Here is a 19,010-nt window from a genome sequence, read left to right as displayed (position 1 = left end):
TAACTCAATATTAACGTAAACCTGTAAAATCTTGAATGGCTTGCTAATACATTGTGGTGTGATCTTATACTATTTCAAGTTTGAGTTGTGGATTTTAATAAAAAATACTCTAACATGCTAATCAAATAATGCGTTGGAATCGTTAGAAAAGTGTAAACAATAGGATAATACATGAATTCTATATCAGATAACTTAAGTTCAGAGTTTTCTATATTAAAAAAATACAGTGACAATATTATTCAGTTATTTGAAGAGGGGGCAACGGTCCCTTTCGTCGCTCGGTATCGAAAAGAAAGTACGGGCGGTATGAGCGATATAGATTTACGTTCTTTTTACGATAGATGGCAATATCTTGTAGAATTTAAAAAACGTCAAGAGAGCATTCTTGCTATATTATCACAGGACTCAGCGGTTCCTGTTACGGTGCTTAATAAGCTGCGTCAGGCAACGTCCAAAAATGAATTAGAAGATCTTTACTCTCCTTACAAGAAAACACGTAAAACGAAAGCAGATGAAGCGAAAGAGCAGGGTCTTCTGCCTCTGGCTACACTGATTTGGACGGGGCGTCAGGCAGACACTCTTTCTGCGGTTTCAGCTTGGTGTCAGCAGAATGCGATTAGTATGTCTGCTGAGTCTGCATTAGAGGGCGTGACAGAAATATTGAATGAAGCCATTGCAAATGACAGTGACGTTCTGAAAAAGGGGCGTGAAGAACTACTGAAAGACGGCATTTTAACCAGCCGTGTTTTACGTGGAAAAAAAGAGCAAGGTGAAAAGTTTAGAGATTACTTTGATTATCAAGAAGCGATCAATAAAGTGCCTCCTCATCGATTGTTGGCTCTTTTTCGAGCCAAAAAAGAAGCCATTCTTAAACTCAGTGTGTCTTTAAAAGAGACAGTGGGTTATCCCAATAGACTCATTTTTCCTCACCTTAATCAGTTACTTGATGATAAAGCACCTGAGTCTCAACGAATGACTCCCTTGCAGTGGCGCTATTTAAATACGGCGTGGGAGAATAAATTATTGCCGAAATTAGAAGCCGATGTGCTTTCGCAATTGAAAGAGCGTGCTGAGGAGGGGGCTATACAGGTTTTTGCTAATAATCTTCAGGATTTATTGATGGCCGCTCCAGCTGGTGCTCACCGAGTGTTAGGTATGGATCCAGGCTTTCGCAATGGTGTTAAGTTAGCGGTTATTAATGAGCAAGGCTCTTTATTAGATCATGACGTTATTTACCCTCATGGGCCTCAAAATCGCATACAAGAAGCGAATGCCATTCTGTCTAAGCTCATACATCAGCATCGCATTGGTTGGGTGGCAATTGGGAACGGTACGGCTTCAAGAGAGACTGAAGCGTTAATCAAGGCGCTGATAAAAGATTCTAACTTAGAGTGCCGTGCTGTTGTCGTTAGTGAAGCGGGGGCGTCTGTGTATTCTGCTTCACCAATAGCAATAGAAGAATTTCCTGACCTCGACGTCACTATCCGAGGTGCTATTTCTATTGCCCGTCGTTTTCAAGATCCGCTTGCTGAATTAGTAAAAATTGATCCACAAGCGATTGGCGTTGGTCAGTATCAACACGACGTTAAAGTTTCTCAACTGTCCAAATCACTTGCTAATGTTGTGGAAGATTGTGTGAACCGAGTGGGCGTCGATATTAACCTCGCTTCTGTCTCTTTACTGTCTTATGTGTCAGGTTTAACACATCGTTTGGCACAGAATATTATCGATTATCGTCAACAAAAAGGTCGTATAGAATCCCGTGCCGAGTTATTAAAAATTAAAGGTATTGGCGATAAATGTTTTGAACAGTGTGCGGGTTTTTTAAGAATACTAAACGGTAAGGAAGCATTGGATCAGTCAGGTGTTCATCCTGAGTCCTATCCTTTAGTACAAAAAATGGCGGCGCAATTAAAGTTAAAAGCGCATGATTTGCTGAATAATAGCGGCGCTTTACAGCAGTTAAAACAATTAGCGCCAAGTTTGTCCCAAGCGGGAAATTTTACGTATTCGGATATTCTTAATGAGCTTGCTAAACCAGGTCGAGATCCTCGGCCTGAATTTCGCTATGCGTCATTTGATCAAAGTGTGCAAACGTTAGAAGACCTTCAACAAGGAATGGTTCTAGAAGGCGTTGTGACCAATGTGGCAGCCTTTGGTGCATTTGTGGATTTGGGTGTGCATCAGGATGGGTTGATTCATATTTCTCAGCTGGCAGACCGTTTTGTGAAAGATCCACGGGATTTTGTTCGAGTAGGTCAGGTCGTTAATGTGACAGTGTTAGAGATTGATGTACAGCGTAAGCGTATTGCTCTAAAAGCCAATGGGCTTTGACTAAATCTTCAAAAAAACCGATTAGAGGGCTCTAATCGGTTTTAGGGTAGCGTATAACATTAATATAAAAGGGATAACAAAGAATCTTAAACTGCTACTGCGATTTGTGCTTTTGCTTCATTGAAAGCTTCTTCGCCAGGTGCGCCCATTGCTTGACCGCCAGCGATAAAAGTTTCTTTTACATTTAGGCCAATGAAGCCTAGAAATGTTTGGATGTGTGGCACTTGGTGATCAAATGGTTCACCTGCTGAGAAGCTACCGCTTGCACTAAAGATGTAGGCATCTTTGTTTACAAGGCCAACTGGTCCCGTTTCTGTGTATTTAAAAGTACGGCCAGCGCGCGCAATATAGTCAAAATAAGACTTTAAAGTAGAAGGAATGCCAAAGTTATACATAGGAGCAGAAACGATAACCACATCTGCGGCTTCTAATTCGGCAATCAGTTCATCACCAATAGCGACAATGGCTTTTTGCTCTGCAGAACGGCTTTCTTCAGGCGTAAAAAGTGCACCTAGCGTCTCGCCAGTAAAGTGTGGTAGAGGGTTCGCAGTGACATCGCGAGCAACGACTTTACCGTCAGGGTTTTTTGCCAACCATTTTGTAACAAATTCATTCGCCAATTGACGAGATTTTGAGTTTTCGCCAGAAGCACTAGAGTCGATACGTAGTAATGTAGTCATATAAAAATCTCCGTTGTTAAACCAATATGGTGTGTTAATTGATAATGACGGCATCTTATAACCAAATTATTTGATTAAAAAGTGACATTTTTTGGAGATATAGATCGAAAAATGCGATAAATTTATTGTCCACCTAATTAAATCTAAGAGAATTATCTTGAAAGCCCCAAGAGTCACCCTAGAGCAATGGCGTGTGCTGCAATCTGTTGTTGATAAAGGCGGTTTTGCCCAAGCCGCCGAGGCCCTACATAAAAGCCAATCTTCTGTGAGCTATACGGTTGCCAAACTGCAAGAACAGTTAGGTTATCCTTTATTGATTATAGAAGGTCGTAAAGCCAAGCTGACTGAGCGCGGTGAAGTATTATTGCGTCGTTCACGGCACCTTTTAAAAGAAGCGATTGATTTAGAAGAGCTTGCACATACCTTGGGACAAGGTTGGGAGCCAGAATTAGAGTTGGTTGTTGATCAGACATTTCCAACACCGGCTTTATTACGAGCATTAAAGTTATTCGAGCCACAAAGTAAGGGAACACAAGTTCAGCTTAAGGAAGTAGTGTTGAGTGGTGGTTTAGAAGCGTTAAAGCAAGGTCGGCCAGATCTTGTATTAAGCGCGATCGTGCCAAAAGGGTATCTTGCGGATCCTATCGTTGAGGTTGAATTGCTTGCGGTTGCTTCTCCACAGCATCTTTTGTTTCAGGAGGAGGGGTTGATAGATAACGAGCGACTAAGTCGAGAATTGCAGTTGGTGATTCGAGACTCTGCTGTGGAGACGTCTATGGACGCAGGCTGGTTGGGTACTGATCGACGTTGGACTGTATCTAGTGTGCAATCAGCATTAGAAATTGTAGTTAGTGGTATAGGGTTCGCTTGGCTACCTAAAGCTGACATACATGACGAATTGGAAAGTGGTAGGCTACAAAAATTGAATTTGGTCTCTGGCAGTGAGCGTAACTTTCACCTTTATGCCATTTTTGGTAAAGGCGAACGTACTGGCCCTGCGACACGGCTGCTTGTGGAACTACTTCAAGCTGAATGCAACAATTGTCCAAAACGTTCCGCCATCACAGCCACAGCAGATAACACTTCGTTTTTAAAATGATAAAAAGTGTTATCTATACAGAGTGTTTAATACGGCTATTCGTTAGTTTGATCTTGAATGATGCGGAGCAACGATGGAAGAAACGCACGATCTACGTGATTTTCCATGCTCCATAATTTTGCTATAGCAATGGCTTTGGGGCAGTGGAAAAATGTTGTCTCTATATGGACCTTAACGACGAGTTTGGGTGTTTTAGGATCGCTAAAGAGTGATAGAAGATCTTTATCTCGATGTAAACTGGCAATGCCTTTTACACGAACAACCTCGCCAATACCGGGAATCATAAACAACAAACCAATTTCTGGTTTTGCCAATATGTTTTTTAGACTATCTAAACGGTTATTGCCTGCAGAGTCTGCAAAAGCTAACGTTTTTGCATCCAATACTTTCACAAATCCTGCTTCTCCACCGCGGGGTGATATGTCCGCGAAGCCATTTTTATCGGTGGTAGAAATAAGAATAAAAGGACTATTTTTTATAAAGGTAATGGCGTGCTGTTCAAGCTCGGTGATTTCTTTACTTACAGCCAGTGGATGAGGCTGATCGTAGAGAGTTTCTAGTTGCTCTAGTGATGTTATTTGGCTCATGCCAGTCCTTTCGTCAGTATGGTCGATGTTTGATTTTACCGTAGAGTTCATTCTATAACACTACTGCCATCATGAGGAGGTCATCTAATTAGCATTTTTCTGCGTAGTAAGAGAGTCTGAAGTGGTTTTTGAATAAGTTACATTTACTTTTTATAGCAAAGGAGGCGATATGATTACAGTACATCATTTAGAAAACTCAAGGTCTCAGCGTATCTTATGGTTGCTCGAAGAGCTTGGTTTAGCGTACGAGATTGTGGAATATAAGCGCGACCCAGACACAGCGTCAGCGCCAGAATCGTTAAAAAAAGTACATCCTCTTGGTAAGTCACCGGTTATTACCGATGATGGGTTAACGATAGCGGAATCGGGCGCCATAATAGAATATTTATTAGATAAATATGATGTAGAGAAACGTCTAAGGCCAACTGATGGTCAGGCTTTGTTAGATTATCGTTATTGGCTACACTTTGCGGAAGGTTCGTTAATGCCTCTATTGGTGATGAAGTTGGTGATGATGAAGGTCCCGCAAAGTCCAATGCCCTTTTTTGTAAAACCAATCGCAAAAGCATTAACGGATAAAATCCAAGAAAAATTTATTATGCCACGGATTCAGCCGCAACTGCTTTTTATTGAAAAAACCTTAAGTGAGCATACTTGGTTGGTTGGTAACACATTAACGGCTGCTGATATTCAGATGAGTTTTCCCTTGCAAGCTTCAAGTACGCGCATGGATTTGGCTAAATTTCCTAATATTGCTCGTTTTATTAAGCAAGTCGAAGCCGTTCCAATGTATCAAAAAGCGATAGAAAAAGGTGGTGCGTTTACAACACTATAGTCGTTCGTTGACAATTTATGCACCAAACTGGTGTTTTCTTTATTAAAAACATCAGTTTGGTGTTTAATTTTTGCACTGTTTATTGATATTCGTTCTCATTAAGTGTATTTTTCACCTCTTAGTTTTTTATTTAAAAGAGGTTCAACGGATCAATGGCACCTGAGCACCAAGCTCCCCAAAATGTTGGTGAGCTTTATGTGGAACACAGTTCGTGGTTAACAGGATGGATCCGTAAACGGTTAGGCTGTCAGGAATTGGCAGCAGACATTGCCCAAGATACCTTTGTTCGATTACTCAAAAAGCCAAAATATTTCGCCAATATTGGTGAGGTTAGAGCATTTTTAAGCACAGTCGCTAAGGGATTATATATTGATCAATGGCGTCGCAAGCAAATAGAGCAGGCTTGGTTAGAGTCGCTCGCACACAATGAGGAAGTATTTTATCCTTCCGCAGAGCATTCTGCGTCTATGATAGAATTGCTTTGTGAGTTGGATGCGATGATTGCCAAAATGCCCAAAAAAGTAGCCAACGCTTTTATTTTATCTCAAATACATGGTTTAACGTATTCAGACATTGCGCAGCGTTTGTCTGTCTCCGAAAGAATGGTAAAACGCTACATGGCGCAGGCCATGCTACACTGTGTTTTGCTTAAATCTGACTTGTCTTTGTAACTATTATGACTTCATCTCAATCTGTCACCTATGCCCATCTTGAGGCCGCTTCTGAGTGGTTTGCTGTTTTATCTGATACACCTGTCTCGGAGGTTGATCAGGCAGCGTGGCAGCGATGGCTGAATGAAGACGATATGCACCGTAAAGCGTGGCAACAAGTGGAGTCAGTCAGTGTTATGTTTTCTTCTTTTCAAAACCCTGAGTCTCAACAATCCGCGAGTTATGTATTAGACAGAACGCACACAGTTGGTCGGCGTCAGTTTATGAAAGGGGTGCTTGGCTTGGCCGGTATTGCCTCGTTGGGGTGGGTGAGTTGGCAAAAAACTGCATTGCCTTCAATGGTGGCGGCGTGGCACGCCGATTTTCATACCTCGGTGGGCGAGCAGTCTTCCTTCTCTTTAGATGACGGTTCCCATGTGTGGTTAAACACCAACAGTGCAATGACACCTTATTATACCGCCGCTATTCGACACTTATCCTTGTTGTCGGGCGAGGCTTTTGTGGAGCTAGCAAACCAAGATAGTCGGCCTTTTGCCTTGTCTTGTGGTAAAGCTACTGTGCGCCCAATGACTAACAAGGCGCGGTTTTGTCTACGACATTTACCTGACCAGCAAGCCATCCTCTCTGTGTATCATGGTACTTTGTCTATTGCCTTGAACGAATCGACAGTCACCAAAGAAATTCATGCTGGGGAATCCGTTATTTTTACTCCACAATCCTTTGATGAGGTCAGGCCAGCGTTGGCCTTATATGAATCTTGGGTAAAAGGCTTGTTGGTCGTAGAAAACATGCCTTTGTCTGACTTTGTCAACGAGCTGAGCCGCTACCGCCACGGTTTTATTAACGTTGACCCAACTATTGCAGACTGGCGTGTGGTTGGAACGTATCCTGTGCAAAATACTGATGTGATATTTAGCATGCTAGAGAGCAGTTTTCCTCTTCGCGTTAAAGAAACGCTGCCTTGGTGGATCAGTATTTCTCCTGTTTAATTCACCATAAAGCGACTGTATTAAATATTTATTGAAAAGCAGGCTTTTTCATGTCCCCTTTTTCTCCCTCTGTTCGGTAATAGTAGTAATTAGCATTACTATTACGGAGTTTATATGTCATCTCGTCCTGCAATACCGTCTTTTAAGCGTCGTGCAACCCCAAGGCTACTGGCGTTGCAGATTGCGTTAGTGAGTAGTTTTTCTATATTGCCTGCGTCTATTGTGTATGCCGAATCTGTGTCTGCAGATATGCGTTATTACAAGATTGGCGCTGGATCTTTGTCTAAAGCGGTTAATGCTTTTGCTGCAACCTCCGGTCTGTTTTTGGGTGGCAGCGCGCAACTTCTGAGTGGTAAGCAAACGGTAGGTTTTGAAGGCGAATACTCGACGGAACAGGCATTAGAGCTATTGCTAGTAGGAACAGGGCTATCTTATCAAAGAGGGGATGGAAACAGCGTCGTGTTAGTTGATGAAAACTCAGTAACACAGACGGAAGACGGCGTTAGTTTGTCGCCTTTGATGGTGAGAGAAATGAAGAACCAGAAAGAGGTGGGTGTTCAGGTAATTGGCTCGGAAGATATTGAAGCCATGCCGACCGAAGGGGGAAATTTAACCGATCTGCTTCGTACCAATACAGCGGTTAACTACAGTCGCTCTAGTAGTAGTTCAGCAAGCAGTGCGAGTCTTCGCCCTGATGAAATATCCATTCATGGTCAAGATTATTATCAAAATGCTTTTATGATCGATGGTGTGGATACATCTAGTGATTTTGATCCAGGTTCGAGTGGCAGTGGCGATACGTATACAAACCCTATTAATCCCGCAAGTTTATCGACATTGTCAGGTGGTTCTCCACAAAGTTATTATGTTGATGCTGACGCCCTAGGCGAAGTAAAAGTTTATGACAGTAATGTCCCTGTGGAATACGGTGGTTTTACTGGTGGTGTTGTGGATGCAAAGTTAAAAAAATACGCTGGCGAAGATGAGCTGTTTATAAAATACGGTCTTACTCAGGATTCTTGGGAAAAATTTCATGTCGACGAATCTCTCGTGGAGGATTATGCCGAAAGTGGTGTTTCAGATGGCTCTTATACACCGGATTATAAGAAACAGAATTATTCAATTACGGCTCTAAAGTCACTGACGGATAATATTGGAAGCTCTGTTACTTTCTCCCGTAGAACCTCTAAATTTAAGCAAAATTATATAGACTTGAGTACAAGAGAGGAGAGAGACGTTTATTATGATGATACCGTAGATAACATTATGGGACGTATTGATGCCAAAGTATCTGATCGTCTTGACTTAGGAGCCAATTTTAAATACTCAAATCGTTATTATACAGGTATAACTTCTACATCCTATACAGCACCATTTGAGCGTTCTCATGAAGCGTATGGTGCTTCTACGGAGGCCAATTACCACTTTGATAGCAGTTTATTAACTATAACAGGTGGATTTGATCGCTCTATCGATGCGTTAGATAGCGAATCAAGTGTATATACTTACGATCCTCGTACCAAAGCTTATTCAGGGGGGTATGGTGATATTACCCAGCAACAGGATAGGTATACTTTAGGTTCAAAATGGGTTCATGATGCTTTTTCTATTGGTTCAACCAGACACTTAGTGACTTTCGGAACAGAACTAAAGTATACAAACTCTTTTTATAGTGTGGATGGTGATATTACGAATAATATTTATCGCTGTAATCCGACAAATTGCCGAGGAGATGCTAGTAGAGATTATCTTTGGAGAGTGACTGAGACTAAAGCTGGGAAGTTCGAAAAAGACTATGAAAACTACGCTCTTTATTTACAGGATGAGGTTGCAGTAGGTGATTGGACGACAACGATTGGTGTTCGCGCAGACAAAGAAACTTTACTGGGTAATACTAATGTTGCACCTCGGGCGAAAGTGGAATGGGATGTATTTGGGGACGATAACACTCGTTTAGTTGCTGGTGCAAGTCGTTATTATGGTCGGAATTTTTTGAAATATGATATTAATCAAACACTTGCTTCTTGGAAAACTCGTACGACTTACAGTACGAATGGTTCGGTGAATCAGGTATTAGAATACGATGATACATCGTTAAAAGATTTTGATTTAAAGACACCCTATTCTGATGAGTTAATGCTTGGCTGGATGCAACGAATGGGACCATTTGATGCTGCGTTGAAACTGGTTAATAGGGAAAGTCGTGATGGTGTTCATCGTGATCGAGATGAAAGTGGTAAATATTTTTATGATAATACTGGCCGAAGCTCAACAAATGACGTGTCACTAGAGTTTGAACAGCATGACCCTTTCAATTTATTAGGTACTCAAACCAAATTAGCTTTCTCAATTGGCTGGCAAGAAAGCACATCTAACTCGCAAGGCTCTGATGCTTATGATGAAACAACGGAAGAGGATCCTGTTTATTATGATGGGCAAGTTACGGCCTTTGAGAACTTACCTGCGTGGGATTACGCGATTCCATTTACGATTAAACTAAGCTCCGCTACCCATATCCCTACATGGCATATTATGTGGAGTAACTTCGTGAATGTGAAAAGCGGTGGAACTGTCGCTCAAGATAGCGGAGAAGATTATACTGATGCTAATGGTGTAAAATATGCTATTTATGAAGACAAAGACTTTGATGATCTAATCACTGTTGATACTCAAATACAGTGGACACCCCCTTTATTTGCCAAAAGTGAAGGGTATGTTCAATTGAAAGTCACTAACTTATTCGATGATGTTGTATCGACAACAACTTCCACGTCTTCTACAGCGACTCAATCTTACACCTCGGGTCGAAAAATTTCTATGGAAGTCGGCATGCGTTTCTAAGCTGATGTTCTTTCTATCTCCTTTCTTTTTATAAACAAATGCTCCATTGAGCATTTGTTTATGTCTTTATATGAATGATTTCTCTATGAGCGGTTTTATGCTTTTTCTTCAGAATATTTTACGTGTGGTTGGATTAACGTGTGCGGTGATGTTTACGCTTCAGGCGTTTGCAAATGACGATGAAGGATTACCTTGGGATAAGCGTGTTGTTCACGGCACATTAGACAATGGTTTTCAGTATTATTTATTTGATTCAAGACAGGAAAAAGACGCGCCAGAAGGTCTGACTTTGGCGAATTTAGTGGTGCTTTCTGGTGCGATCGATGAAAAAGCAAATCAGCTCGGTGTGGCGCATATGGTGGAGCATATGGTGTTCCATGAAAGCGCAGGATTACCGAATGGTACTCGGCAAGCCTTGTTCGATATGGGGTTTAAGCAGGGGCGTGATTTTAATGCCATGACCAACAGTGAAAATACGCGTTATATGGTGAATCTGCGTAACACTACACCGGAGCGGCTCTACAGGGTGTTGGACGTGTATCAGCAAATGGTTTTTCACGCTGATATTAGAGTGACGTCGTTAGATAAAGAGCGCTTGATTATTCAAGAAGAGTGGCGTGGAAAATTGAGTCATCGAGCGCGAGTGAATGATGAGAAAAAAGCCTTGTTACGGGTTGGCTCATTGTATCCAGAGCGCCCTGTTATTGGCACGCAGGACACGATTAAAAACACCCCCGCTGAGCAACTGCAGGCTTTTTATCGAGACTGGTACGCGCCAAATAATATGGCGTTAGTCATTTATGCTCCCGTTGATAGTCACGGTTTAGAGACACAAATTAAAAACGTTTTTAGTGCTGAGCCTAGGCGGATGCTACCAGAACGGCACTCAAAAGACCCTATATTAGATGATCTTCTTAAAATGGGTCAGTTGCGCGACGCCGGCAGCAAAATCAATCAGGTTGCTTTTTTATATCGATTTGGTAGCGAGTCTTTTGATACGGACGAGGGCCGACGTGACGGATTGATTGATTATATGACGCGTAACTTGCTCACTGAACAAATACGGCGCCAAAGAGATGTCTTACCAGAGCATGTTCGTGCTTTATCCAGTACCAAAGGAACTGTGTCACCCAACGTGGCAATTTTGGGTTTTTCGGTGAATGTTGATGAAGGTTACCACTCGCTAGGTTTAGAAACGTTAATTCAGGAACTAGAGCGGATTAAAGCGCATGGGTTTTATCAGCAAGACTTTGATAAAGTTTATAAAAAAGTCATTGATACCGCAGAAGCCAATAAAGAAGCGGCAAAAAATCGTGGCACTATTTGGGCTGTCAAAATGGTGGATGCGGTGACGTCAGGCAAAAAATTACAGGATCCAGTACTAAGCAATGATCGAGTATTGCGCCTAGTGAGAAATATTTCTCTTGACGATGTCAATGCGCGTTTGCGTCAGTGGTTGTCGGCTCCGGATCGTATTCTGTATACGCAAGCCGTTGGTGGAAAACGTGTTGATATAGGCTCTGTGGAATCGGTTGAGGCGATGTTTGACACCATCAATAAACAAGATCTTGCGCCGTTGGAAGAGGAAAAAGTGGTGGCCGAAAAAATGCTGCCTGTTGTCACTCAATCCGGCTCGTTGTCTTTGATATCAAGAGAGGCGGAATTAGGGGTATCCAATTGGTCTTTATCTAACGGGGATAAATTAACCTTGTTAGATCCAAGTGTATTGGCGGGGCGTTATCAAATTGAAGTGTCAGAGGATGACAATAAAAGTTATTTTACGGCGTTTTCAGCCGCTGGCTATAACGTCACACAAGGTTCGACATGGGCAGAACAAATTGCGGTGCAACTGTCGGATGCAACGGGGATTTATGGTTGGAGCGACGAAGAGTATGCGCAATGGCGTCGACACCACCAAGTGTTTTTATCGACGAAGCAAAAAGCACAAAGTCTGACTTACCGAGGCGCGACAGACGATGAGGCCTTTGACAAACTATTGGCTGTTTATCGTGTTAATCAAGTTACACCCAAAATAGATGAGGCTGTCTACGATAGTGTGATGGCAAGCTTGAAAAGAAGCCTGAATATTGAGGTTGTTCGTCCGATTGAAGTGTTTACAAAGCGTATGGCACAAGCCCGTTTTGGGCAAAAAGAGATGTCACCAAGCCTTACGGATTTAACGTCATTGTCGTTAGAGACGTTAGAGCAGACACGAATGAAACAAGTCGCTTTGCCCGTACATTATTTCATTGTGTCGCGTTTGCCAGAAACGGATATGACAGAACTGGCTGCAAAATACCTTGCCTCGATTCCTCGTGATACGTCTGCTTATCGTACTTCTGACTACGAAACACTACCGGTGTTGCAGTTGTCTGGCGAGTCAGTCGTTGACATGGCATTGAATATTGAGCCAAAGGCGGAATATCGCATGTATGCCTACCAGTCTATGCCTTGGTCACCGATTGCTGCCCTGCAATTGACCTATTTGGGTGAGCGTTTAGAGGCAAAGTTAAAACAGCGGCTGCGCAGTGAAGCTCAAGGGGTTTACAGTGTAAGAGTCGGCTTGGAACTGAACAAAGACACCCACCGTGCGGAGTTGAGCATTCAATATTCCAGTGCGCCAGAGCGATTAAACGATTTGGCGGCAATGACTAACAAAGCGTTATCTGAATTACCTGAGATGGTCACAGCGGCGTGGGTAGATGAAATACAAGACGCTTTTGCTGATGTAGAGGAAAGCCGTCTAGAAAAGGATTTCGATGGCACGTTAGCACACCGACTGGAATTAAGTGAAACCTTATACGGTGATGCGCGTTATCTTAATGATATGGACCAGCTGAGCACAGGATTAACGCAAGCTAAGTTGAAAGCCTTGGTAGAGACGTTGACCTTTAATGACAGGGTGACGGGTTTTTATCGTCCTTTGACGCCTTAGTCTTGCTGGTGTGTTGATAATGCCTAGCCGCAACGCGGTTGGGCATTTTTTTTGCGTATTTAGAACTGGTTAACTTGGTGCAGGCTCAAGCTCGACTTATGGTCATGCTATGAATATGATAAATCGATCATTTTATCGTTGGGCTACTATAAAAAGGGCAAGTGGATGTCTCGTCCAGTAAAATTACTGAGTGTTTCTATTGTTTTGATTTGCCTCTTATTGGCGTTGAACTTTGGTTTGCGATCATCAATGGGCTTTTTTATGTCGCCTATCTCACAAGAGTTTGGCTATGGACGTGAGGTTTTTGCTTTTGCATTGGCGTTGCAAAACCTATGCTGGGGCTTATTTCAGCCTGTTGCTGGTGCTTTTGCTGATCGTTACGGCACCTTAAAAACCTTGTTTATTGGTGCGGCTTTGTATGCTCTTGGTTTATATGTAACGGCTGGAGCAGATGGTGTTATAGGGCTGAATATTGGCGCTGGTGTATTGATGGGAATGGGCATCGCGGCGACGGGTTTTGGCGTGGTGTTGCCTGCTATGGCGCGTATGGTGTCGCCTGAGAAACGCTCCTTTGCTCTAGGTCTGGGCAGTGCTGCTGGGTCTACAGGTCAGTTACTTGTTGTGCCAATAGCGCAAGATTTTATCGCGGCTTACGGTTGGAGTAATGCGCTACTGTTGATGGCATTGTGCGCTTTGATGATGGTGTTGTTATCGAGTCCTTTCCGCCAAGAAAAAGTGAGCATGAGTGCGAACACTGCCGTCACAGAAGTAACACAAACTATGAAAGAAGCTCTACATGAAGCGAGTGCTTACTCGCATTATTGGCTTTTAGTTGTGGGCTTTTTTGTTTGTGGTTTTCAGTTAGCGTTTATTACAGTGCACATGCCAGCGTTTTTATCTGACCAAGGGTTCTCGTCTGATATTGCTGTCGCCAGTTTGGCGCTTATTGGTCTGTTTAATATTTTTGGTTGTTTGTTGTCAGGCAGTTGGGCAGGCAAATACTCGAAGAAAAAACTATTGACTATTATTTACGCGCTAAGAGCGTTAGCCATTGCCTTGTTTATGACCTTGCCGATGACGGATATGTCTGTCTACGTGTTTTCTATTGTTACTGGGCTGCTTTGGTTAGCGACAGTGCCGCCAACGTCTGGTTTGGTCGCACAAATGTTTGGTTTGCGTTACATGGGATTGTTATATGGCATCGTATTTTTAGGCCATCAATTAGGCTCGTTTAGTGGGGTTTGGTTAGGTGGTTATTTGTATGATAAAACAGGCTCCTACGATGTTGTTTGGTGGGCCGCTTGTATCATTGCCTTGATTACGGCGTTGATTCATATCCTAATTGATGAGCGTCCAGTAGCACGTTTGCGTGCGGCAAGGGTGTAAGATTTTGATGTCACCTTTGTCGTATTACCAAGACAAGCTCGAGCGACAGGATGTGTTGTTTGATGTTCATCAGCAGCCCGCGCTATATGAATTAGAACGTGTTTATCAGTTACTAATGTCGAATCTATCAAACGCAGATGGGGTTGAGTCAATCCAAGGAGTTTATCTCTGGGGGGATGTGGGCCGTGGTAAGACGTTTCTGATGGATTTGTTTTATGGCTGTTTGCCAGATGGTATTGGGTTGAGGCTGCACTTTCACCATTTTATGGCACGTTTGCATCGAGAATTGAATCTTGCCTTTGGTCAAAAAAATCCGTTAAAAGGCATTGCCAAGCGGTTAGCGTCAGAGTGTCGTGTGCTGTGTTTTGATGAATTTTTTGTCACAGATATTGGCGACGCTATGCTGCTAGGCGGATTAATCGAGGCCTTGTTTGACGAAGGGGTTGTGCTGGTAGCAACGTCGAATATTGCTGTGGAAAATCTTTTTCAAAATCAGTTACAAAAAGAACGCTTCGCGCCGGCCATTGCCTTGTTACAGCAAAATGTGAAGAGTCTTCATCTTGGTGGCGAAGAGGACCATCGATTACGTCATACCGGTTGTTCGCCGATCTTTTTCGTCAAACATGAGCAAGAGATGGCCGTTTTGTTTAGGCAGTTAGCAAAAGGCACTGTGAATCAGCAACCGCTGCTCATTTGTCGTCGTGCGATTGCTGTGATTGAGTCAGCAGAGAATATCGCCTGGTTTGATTTTCACGAACTGTGCAATGGCCCAAGATCGTCGTTGGACTACATTGAATTAGCGAAAAGCTATCCATTCATCATGCTGACGGCGATTCCCGAATTAAGCAGTGAACCTTTTGAGCATATCAAAGCGCGGGGCACAGAAGACGGTGCCGTTGGCTCAGGAAAAACGGGTGATCGTGCTGTGTCTTTGGGTATCAATGACGATGCTGTGCGACGTTTTATCAGTTTGGTGGATGAGTGCTACGATCATCAAGTGGTGCTTTTGTTGAATGCAGATGTGCCACTTGAAGATTTGTATTTAAACGGTTCTTTATTATTTGAGTTTCGTCGGACTTACAGTCGTTTAATTGAAATGAAGTCTCTTTATTATCAGCAACTACGTGTTAAATAATTGATTTTGTTCTGACTATTTTTAATAACTTGTTTGTTAAGACTTGATAAAAAACCAATGCGCGACCACTATGTTTGTATGAAAGTTTATGTATCTTAAAGACAACAACCCAGAAGTAAGGAGGGCGATCATGCAGTATGAAGATCGCGTTGATGCGTTAGTCGCACCAAAGGGTGCGTTAGAGATGTTATCTCAAAATGAAATCTCTCGTCTGTCAGAAGAGTCAGGCCCACTTCATGATTTATTCCATCGTTGTGCTTTGGCTATTTTGAACTGTGGTAGTGATTCCGATGATCCGCAAGCGGCCATGGAAGAGTTTAAAGACTTTGAAATTCGCATTGTACAGCAAGAACGTGGCGTGAAGTTGCAGCTTAAGAATGCGCCAAGCAGTGCGTTTGTTGATGGCAAGATGATCAGCAGTGTGCGGGAAATGCTGTTTAGCGTATTACGCGACATTATTTTTACTCAGCATGAGTACCTGCTTGCCCGTGGCTTAGAGAATGCCAGCTCAGAGAAATTGACCAATGTCGTCTTTGAACTGTTGCGCAATGCGAATGTCTTCCGCCGAATTCAGAATCCCGACATGATTGTATGTTGGGGCGGCCACTCTATTGCACGTCACGAATACGATTATACCAAGCGTGTAGGTCATGAGTTAGGCTTGCGTGAACTCAATATTTGTACGGGTTGTGGACCGGGGGCCATGAAGGGGCCAATGAAAGGTGCGGCCATTGCTCACGCTAAGCAACGTATTAAAAATGGTGTGTATTTGGGTTTAACAGAGCCTGGCATTATTGCTGCAGAGTCACCGAATCCGATTGTCAATCAGCTGGTCATTATGCCAGATATCGAGAAGCGGCTTGAGGCTTTTGTTCGTGCTGGCCATGGTATTGTGGTGTTTCCAGGCGGTGCGGGTACGGCCGAAGAAATTTTGTATATTTTAGGTATCCTGTTGCACCCTAAAAATGCCGATGTTCCTTTTCCTTTGGTGTTTACAGGTCCAAAAGAAAGCGCAGATTACTTTGAGCAAATTCACGCTTTTATTGGTGATGTATTGGGCGTAGAAGCGCAAAATAAATACCGCATTATCATTGAAGATGAAGTGGAAGTGGCGCGCACTATTAAGCAAGGAATGGAAGATGTGCGTCAATATCGTAAAGCCCATCAAGATGCGTTTTACTACAACTGGAAATTGCATATTCCAGAAGAGTTTCAACACCCGTTTGAGCCAACTCATGACAATGTGCGTGGTTTAAACCTGCACTTCAATCAAGAAACGCATTTGTTGGCGGCGGATTTGCGTCGTGCCTTCTCATCTATCGTCGCAGGTAACGTAAAAGCCCAAGGCGTGGCGTATATCAAAGAGTTTGGGCCATTTGAGATTCATGGTGATAAAGCTTTGTTGGCGAAATTAGACGCTTTGTTACAAGCCTTTGTTCGTCAACAACGGATGAAGCTGCCCGGCAGTGCGTATGTGCCTTGTTATAAAGTGGTGACAGATTAATTTAATATTAGGGGTTTGACTGATATTGGTAAAAGGGCCTTGATTGGCCCTTTTTTATGTCTAGAAATATGCAGGTAAATCACCCAAAAACCGACCAACCAATACTTTCGGACAAGGCTTCGAGAGCGGCCATGCCGGCAAGCGAATTGCCAGATTTATTCAGTTCAGGCGACCATACACAAACGGAAAAGCGATTAGGGACAATAGCAATTATACCGCCACCAACACCGCTTTTACCGGGTAGGCCGACACGATAAGCAAAATTTCCTGCTTCGTCATATAGTCCACTCGTGGCAAGTAATCCATTTACCTGCGTGGTCTCTCTAGGGCTAAGCATTTGCTCACCAGAATGCCGACAGTAGCCTTTATTTGCTAAGAAACTAAAGGCTTTCGCCAGATCGACACAATTCATGCGCATAGCACAATTATCAAAGTAGCTGTGTAACACCGCCTCGACATCATTATGAAAGTTGCCGAATGCCTTCATAAGATAGGCCATTGAGGCATTACGGGCGCGAAATTCGTACTCTGAATCGGATACTATTTTATCTGAGCGTAATTCTGGGTTATCGGCTAGGCGACGTATAAATTCTCGCATCGCATAATGGGGAGAGGCAAAACGTGACTGATTCATGTCGCTGATCACCAGCGCCCCTGCGTTAATGAAGGGGTTACGGGGCACGCCTGCTTCGTATTCTAATTGCACTAAGGAGTTAAAAGGGTTGCCCGACGGCTCACGACCAACGCGCTTCCACATGTCTTCACCATAATGTTTGATGGCAAGGGTCAAGCTAAAGACTTTAGAGATACTTTGTATAGAGAAGTCTGTATACGCTTGGCCTGCATGGTAAAGCTCACCATTATTGCTGTAGATGGCGATACCAAATTGATTGGGATCGACATTGGCTAACGCGGGAATGTAGTTTGCGACCTTGCCTAAACCGATTAATGGTTTTACTTTTTGTTCTATTGAATGCAGTAAATCTTCCACATCATTCTCATTAAACAGGGTTAAAGGGGGCGCCTAGTATAGAGAAAGTCGTTAGGAAACCCCAGTGGAATTTGGTTTGCTGTCGATCATAAAAAAGCCCCCAAAAGAGGGGGCTGGCAGTGTCGTAATAAACGGTTATTTTTTGGGTGAAATACCGTAAACAAAGGACAGTAAGTGTTTACCTACAGTCCTTTCATCACTGGTATTAAGAGCGTTGGGCTTTAATGTTCGCCACATGCGCGTTGATCAGTTGTCCCGATATGGTCGCATTGTTCGGGATATTGGGTAGGGCATCAATGGAATACCAATTGGCCTCTTCAATTTCACCTGGGGCTGGAGCGATATCACCACTCTTATAGTCAGCAAAAAATCCGACCATCAGCTGATGAGGAAAAGACCAAGGTTGGCTGTCGACATAACGTATATTGGTTATTTCTAAGCCGACTTCTTCTTTTACCTCGCGAGCGACGGCTTGTTCTAGGGTTTCACCTGCTTCAACAAAGCCTGCGATATTACTGTATCTGTCTTTTGGGGCAAGGGGGCCGCGAGCTAATAAAATTTGCTCTTCTTTTCTGATCGATACAATAACACAGGGTGAAATTCTTGGATAATGGCGTAAATTGCAAGATGGGCAGATTTTTGTGTGCTCTGCAGCGTGTTTTTCTTCCATTGCGGTCCCACAGCGACCACAGAACTGATGGTCTCTATCCCAAGTCGCGAGCTGGTGGGCACGGCTTAATAAAATGTAGTGATCCTGATCTTGCAAAAAAAGCAGCTCTCTTAGTCCAGTTTCGCGAAACCCTTTGGGTATGGACTCAAAGCGACAAACAAAGATATCCTGACCATGCCATTTTCCACAATACACTGCGCTCATATTGGCGTTGGGCTGAAAATGGGTAAAAGGAATAAGAAATTGGTTTCCCTCTTCCGTCAGAACTTGATTGCGGTATAGCAAAATATAAAGCGCGTCTTGATGGGGGCGGGGATGAGCTTGAGTGCCTATCTCTAACATGTTGTTGCTCT

Annotated in this window: 14 protein-coding genes; 10 read left to right on the top strand and 4 right to left on the bottom strand. The window is 43.1% G+C overall.

Annotated features, from left to right (window positions below; all coding sequences use genetic code 11):
* The first annotated feature begins 171 nt into the window (after positions 1-171).
* Positions 172-2,334, top strand: a complete 2,163-nt coding sequence (locus tag AC0L6V_RS14270; protein ID WP_409418694.1) for a Tex family protein — start codon at positions 172-174, stop codon at positions 2,332-2,334.
* A gap of 86 nt (positions 2,335-2,420) precedes the next feature.
* Here the strand turns inward: AC0L6V_RS14270 and AC0L6V_RS14265 are convergent, their stop codons facing one another.
* Positions 2,421-3,014, bottom strand: coding sequence for an FMN-dependent NADH-azoreductase (locus AC0L6V_RS14265; protein ID WP_265217851.1), 594 nt, complete (start codon positions 3,012-3,014; stop codon positions 2,421-2,423).
* 157 nt (positions 3,015-3,171) lie between these two features.
* On the opposite strand from AC0L6V_RS14265, the gene AC0L6V_RS14260 reads away from it, so the two are divergent.
* The gene (locus AC0L6V_RS14260; RefSeq protein WP_265217850.1) at positions 3,172-4,113 is read left to right on the top strand and encodes a LysR family transcriptional regulator; all 942 of its coding nucleotides are present in this window, start codon (positions 3,172-3,174) and stop codon (positions 4,111-4,113) included.
* A 35-nt stretch (positions 4,114-4,148) separates the two neighbouring features.
* Here AC0L6V_RS14260 and AC0L6V_RS14255 read toward each other — a convergent pair whose 3' ends face one another.
* Positions 4,149-4,700 carry an MSMEG_1061 family FMN-dependent PPOX-type flavoprotein gene (locus AC0L6V_RS14255; RefSeq protein ID WP_265217849.1) on the bottom strand — a complete coding sequence of 184 codons (552 nt, stop codon included), beginning with the start codon at positions 4,698-4,700 and terminating at the stop codon, positions 4,149-4,151.
* A 169-nt stretch (positions 4,701-4,869) separates the two neighbouring features.
* On the opposite strand from AC0L6V_RS14255, the gene AC0L6V_RS14250 reads away from it, so the two are divergent.
* The 8 genes from AC0L6V_RS14250 to ppnN all read left to right on the top strand — a co-directional run bounded on the left by AC0L6V_RS14250 (position 4,870) and on the right by ppnN (position 16,996).
* A complete protein-coding gene (locus AC0L6V_RS14250) occupies positions 4,870-5,535 on the top strand; it encodes a glutathione S-transferase family protein (RefSeq protein ID WP_409418692.1) in 666 nt (221 codons plus the stop codon).
* Between the two features lie 152 nt (positions 5,536-5,687).
* Entirely contained in the window at positions 5,688-6,206 is a 519-nt protein-coding gene (locus AC0L6V_RS14245; protein WP_265217848.1) for a sigma-70 family RNA polymerase sigma factor, read from the top strand.
* A gap of 5 nt (positions 6,207-6,211) precedes the next feature.
* Positions 6,212-7,195: a DUF4880 domain-containing protein gene (locus AC0L6V_RS14240; protein WP_265217847.1), complete on the top strand. Its 984-nt coding sequence runs from the start codon at positions 6,212-6,214 to the stop codon at positions 7,193-7,195.
* 114 nt (positions 7,196-7,309) lie between these two features.
* Complete coding sequence (locus AC0L6V_RS14235) at positions 7,310-10,036, top strand: TonB-dependent receptor (protein WP_265217846.1); 2,727 nt, start codon at positions 7,310-7,312, stop codon at positions 10,034-10,036.
* Positions 10,037-10,133: 97 nt separating this feature from the next.
* The gene (locus AC0L6V_RS14230) at positions 10,134-12,971 is read left to right on the top strand and encodes a M16 family metallopeptidase (protein WP_265217845.1); all 2,838 of its coding nucleotides are present in this window, start codon (positions 10,134-10,136) and stop codon (positions 12,969-12,971) included.
* Between the two features lie 165 nt (positions 12,972-13,136).
* Positions 13,137-14,357: an MFS transporter gene (locus tag AC0L6V_RS14225; RefSeq protein ID WP_265217844.1), complete on the top strand. Its 1,221-nt coding sequence runs from the start codon at positions 13,137-13,139 to the stop codon at positions 14,355-14,357.
* 7 nt (positions 14,358-14,364) lie between these two features.
* Positions 14,365-15,492, top strand: coding sequence for a cell division protein ZapE (zapE, locus tag AC0L6V_RS14220; protein WP_265217843.1), 1,128 nt, complete (start codon positions 14,365-14,367; stop codon positions 15,490-15,492).
* Between the two features lie 130 nt (positions 15,493-15,622).
* A complete protein-coding gene (gene ppnN / locus AC0L6V_RS14215; RefSeq protein ID WP_409418691.1) occupies positions 15,623-16,996 on the top strand; it encodes a nucleotide 5'-monophosphate nucleosidase PpnN in 1,374 nt (457 codons plus the stop codon).
* 79 nt (positions 16,997-17,075) lie between these two features.
* Here ppnN and glsB read toward each other — a convergent pair whose 3' ends face one another.
* Positions 17,076-17,987: a glutaminase B gene (gene glsB / locus AC0L6V_RS14210; protein WP_265217841.1), complete on the bottom strand. Its 912-nt coding sequence runs from the start codon at positions 17,985-17,987 to the stop codon at positions 17,076-17,078.
* Between the two features lie 205 nt (positions 17,988-18,192).
* A complete protein-coding gene (gene nudC, locus AC0L6V_RS14205) occupies positions 18,193-18,999 on the bottom strand; it encodes an NAD(+) diphosphatase (protein WP_265217840.1) in 807 nt (268 codons plus the stop codon).
* Positions 19,000-19,010 lie beyond the last annotated feature (11 nt).

The organism is Marinomonas sp. G8-14 (genome assembly GCF_055808935.1).
This window is presented reverse-complemented; position numbering and strand designations above follow the sequence as displayed.

Bases quoted from the DNA above. Each gene is read 5' to 3' on its own strand.
- AC0L6V_RS14270 (WP_409418694.1), top strand. From the start codon at position 172: ATGAATTCTATATCAGATAACTTAAGTTCAGAGTTTTCTATATTAAAA.
- AC0L6V_RS14265 (WP_265217851.1), bottom strand. From the start codon at position 3,014: ATGACTACATTACTACGTATCGACTCTAGTGCTTCTGGCGAAAACTCA.
- AC0L6V_RS14255 (WP_265217849.1), bottom strand. From the start codon at position 4,700: ATGAGCCAAATAACATCACTAGAGCAACTAGAAACTCTCTACGATCAG.
- AC0L6V_RS14250 (WP_409418692.1), top strand. From the start codon at position 4,870: ATGATTACAGTACATCATTTAGAAAACTCAAGGTCTCAGCGTATCTTA.
- AC0L6V_RS14245 (WP_265217848.1), top strand. From the start codon at position 5,688: ATGGCACCTGAGCACCAAGCTCCCCAAAATGTTGGTGAGCTTTATGTG.
- AC0L6V_RS14240 (WP_265217847.1), top strand. From the start codon at position 6,212: ATGACTTCATCTCAATCTGTCACCTATGCCCATCTTGAGGCCGCTTCT.
- AC0L6V_RS14235 (WP_265217846.1), top strand. From the start codon at position 7,310: ATGTCATCTCGTCCTGCAATACCGTCTTTTAAGCGTCGTGCAACCCCA.
- AC0L6V_RS14230 (WP_265217845.1), top strand. From the start codon at position 10,134: ATGCTTTTTCTTCAGAATATTTTACGTGTGGTTGGATTAACGTGTGCG.
- AC0L6V_RS14225 (WP_265217844.1), top strand. From the start codon at position 13,137: ATGTCTCGTCCAGTAAAATTACTGAGTGTTTCTATTGTTTTGATTTGC.
- zapE (WP_265217843.1), top strand. From the start codon at position 14,365: ATGTCACCTTTGTCGTATTACCAAGACAAGCTCGAGCGACAGGATGTG.
- ppnN (WP_409418691.1), top strand. From the start codon at position 15,623: ATGCAGTATGAAGATCGCGTTGATGCGTTAGTCGCACCAAAGGGTGCG.
- nudC (WP_265217840.1), bottom strand. From the start codon at position 18,999: ATGTTAGAGATAGGCACTCAAGCTCATCCCCGCCCCCATCAAGACGCG.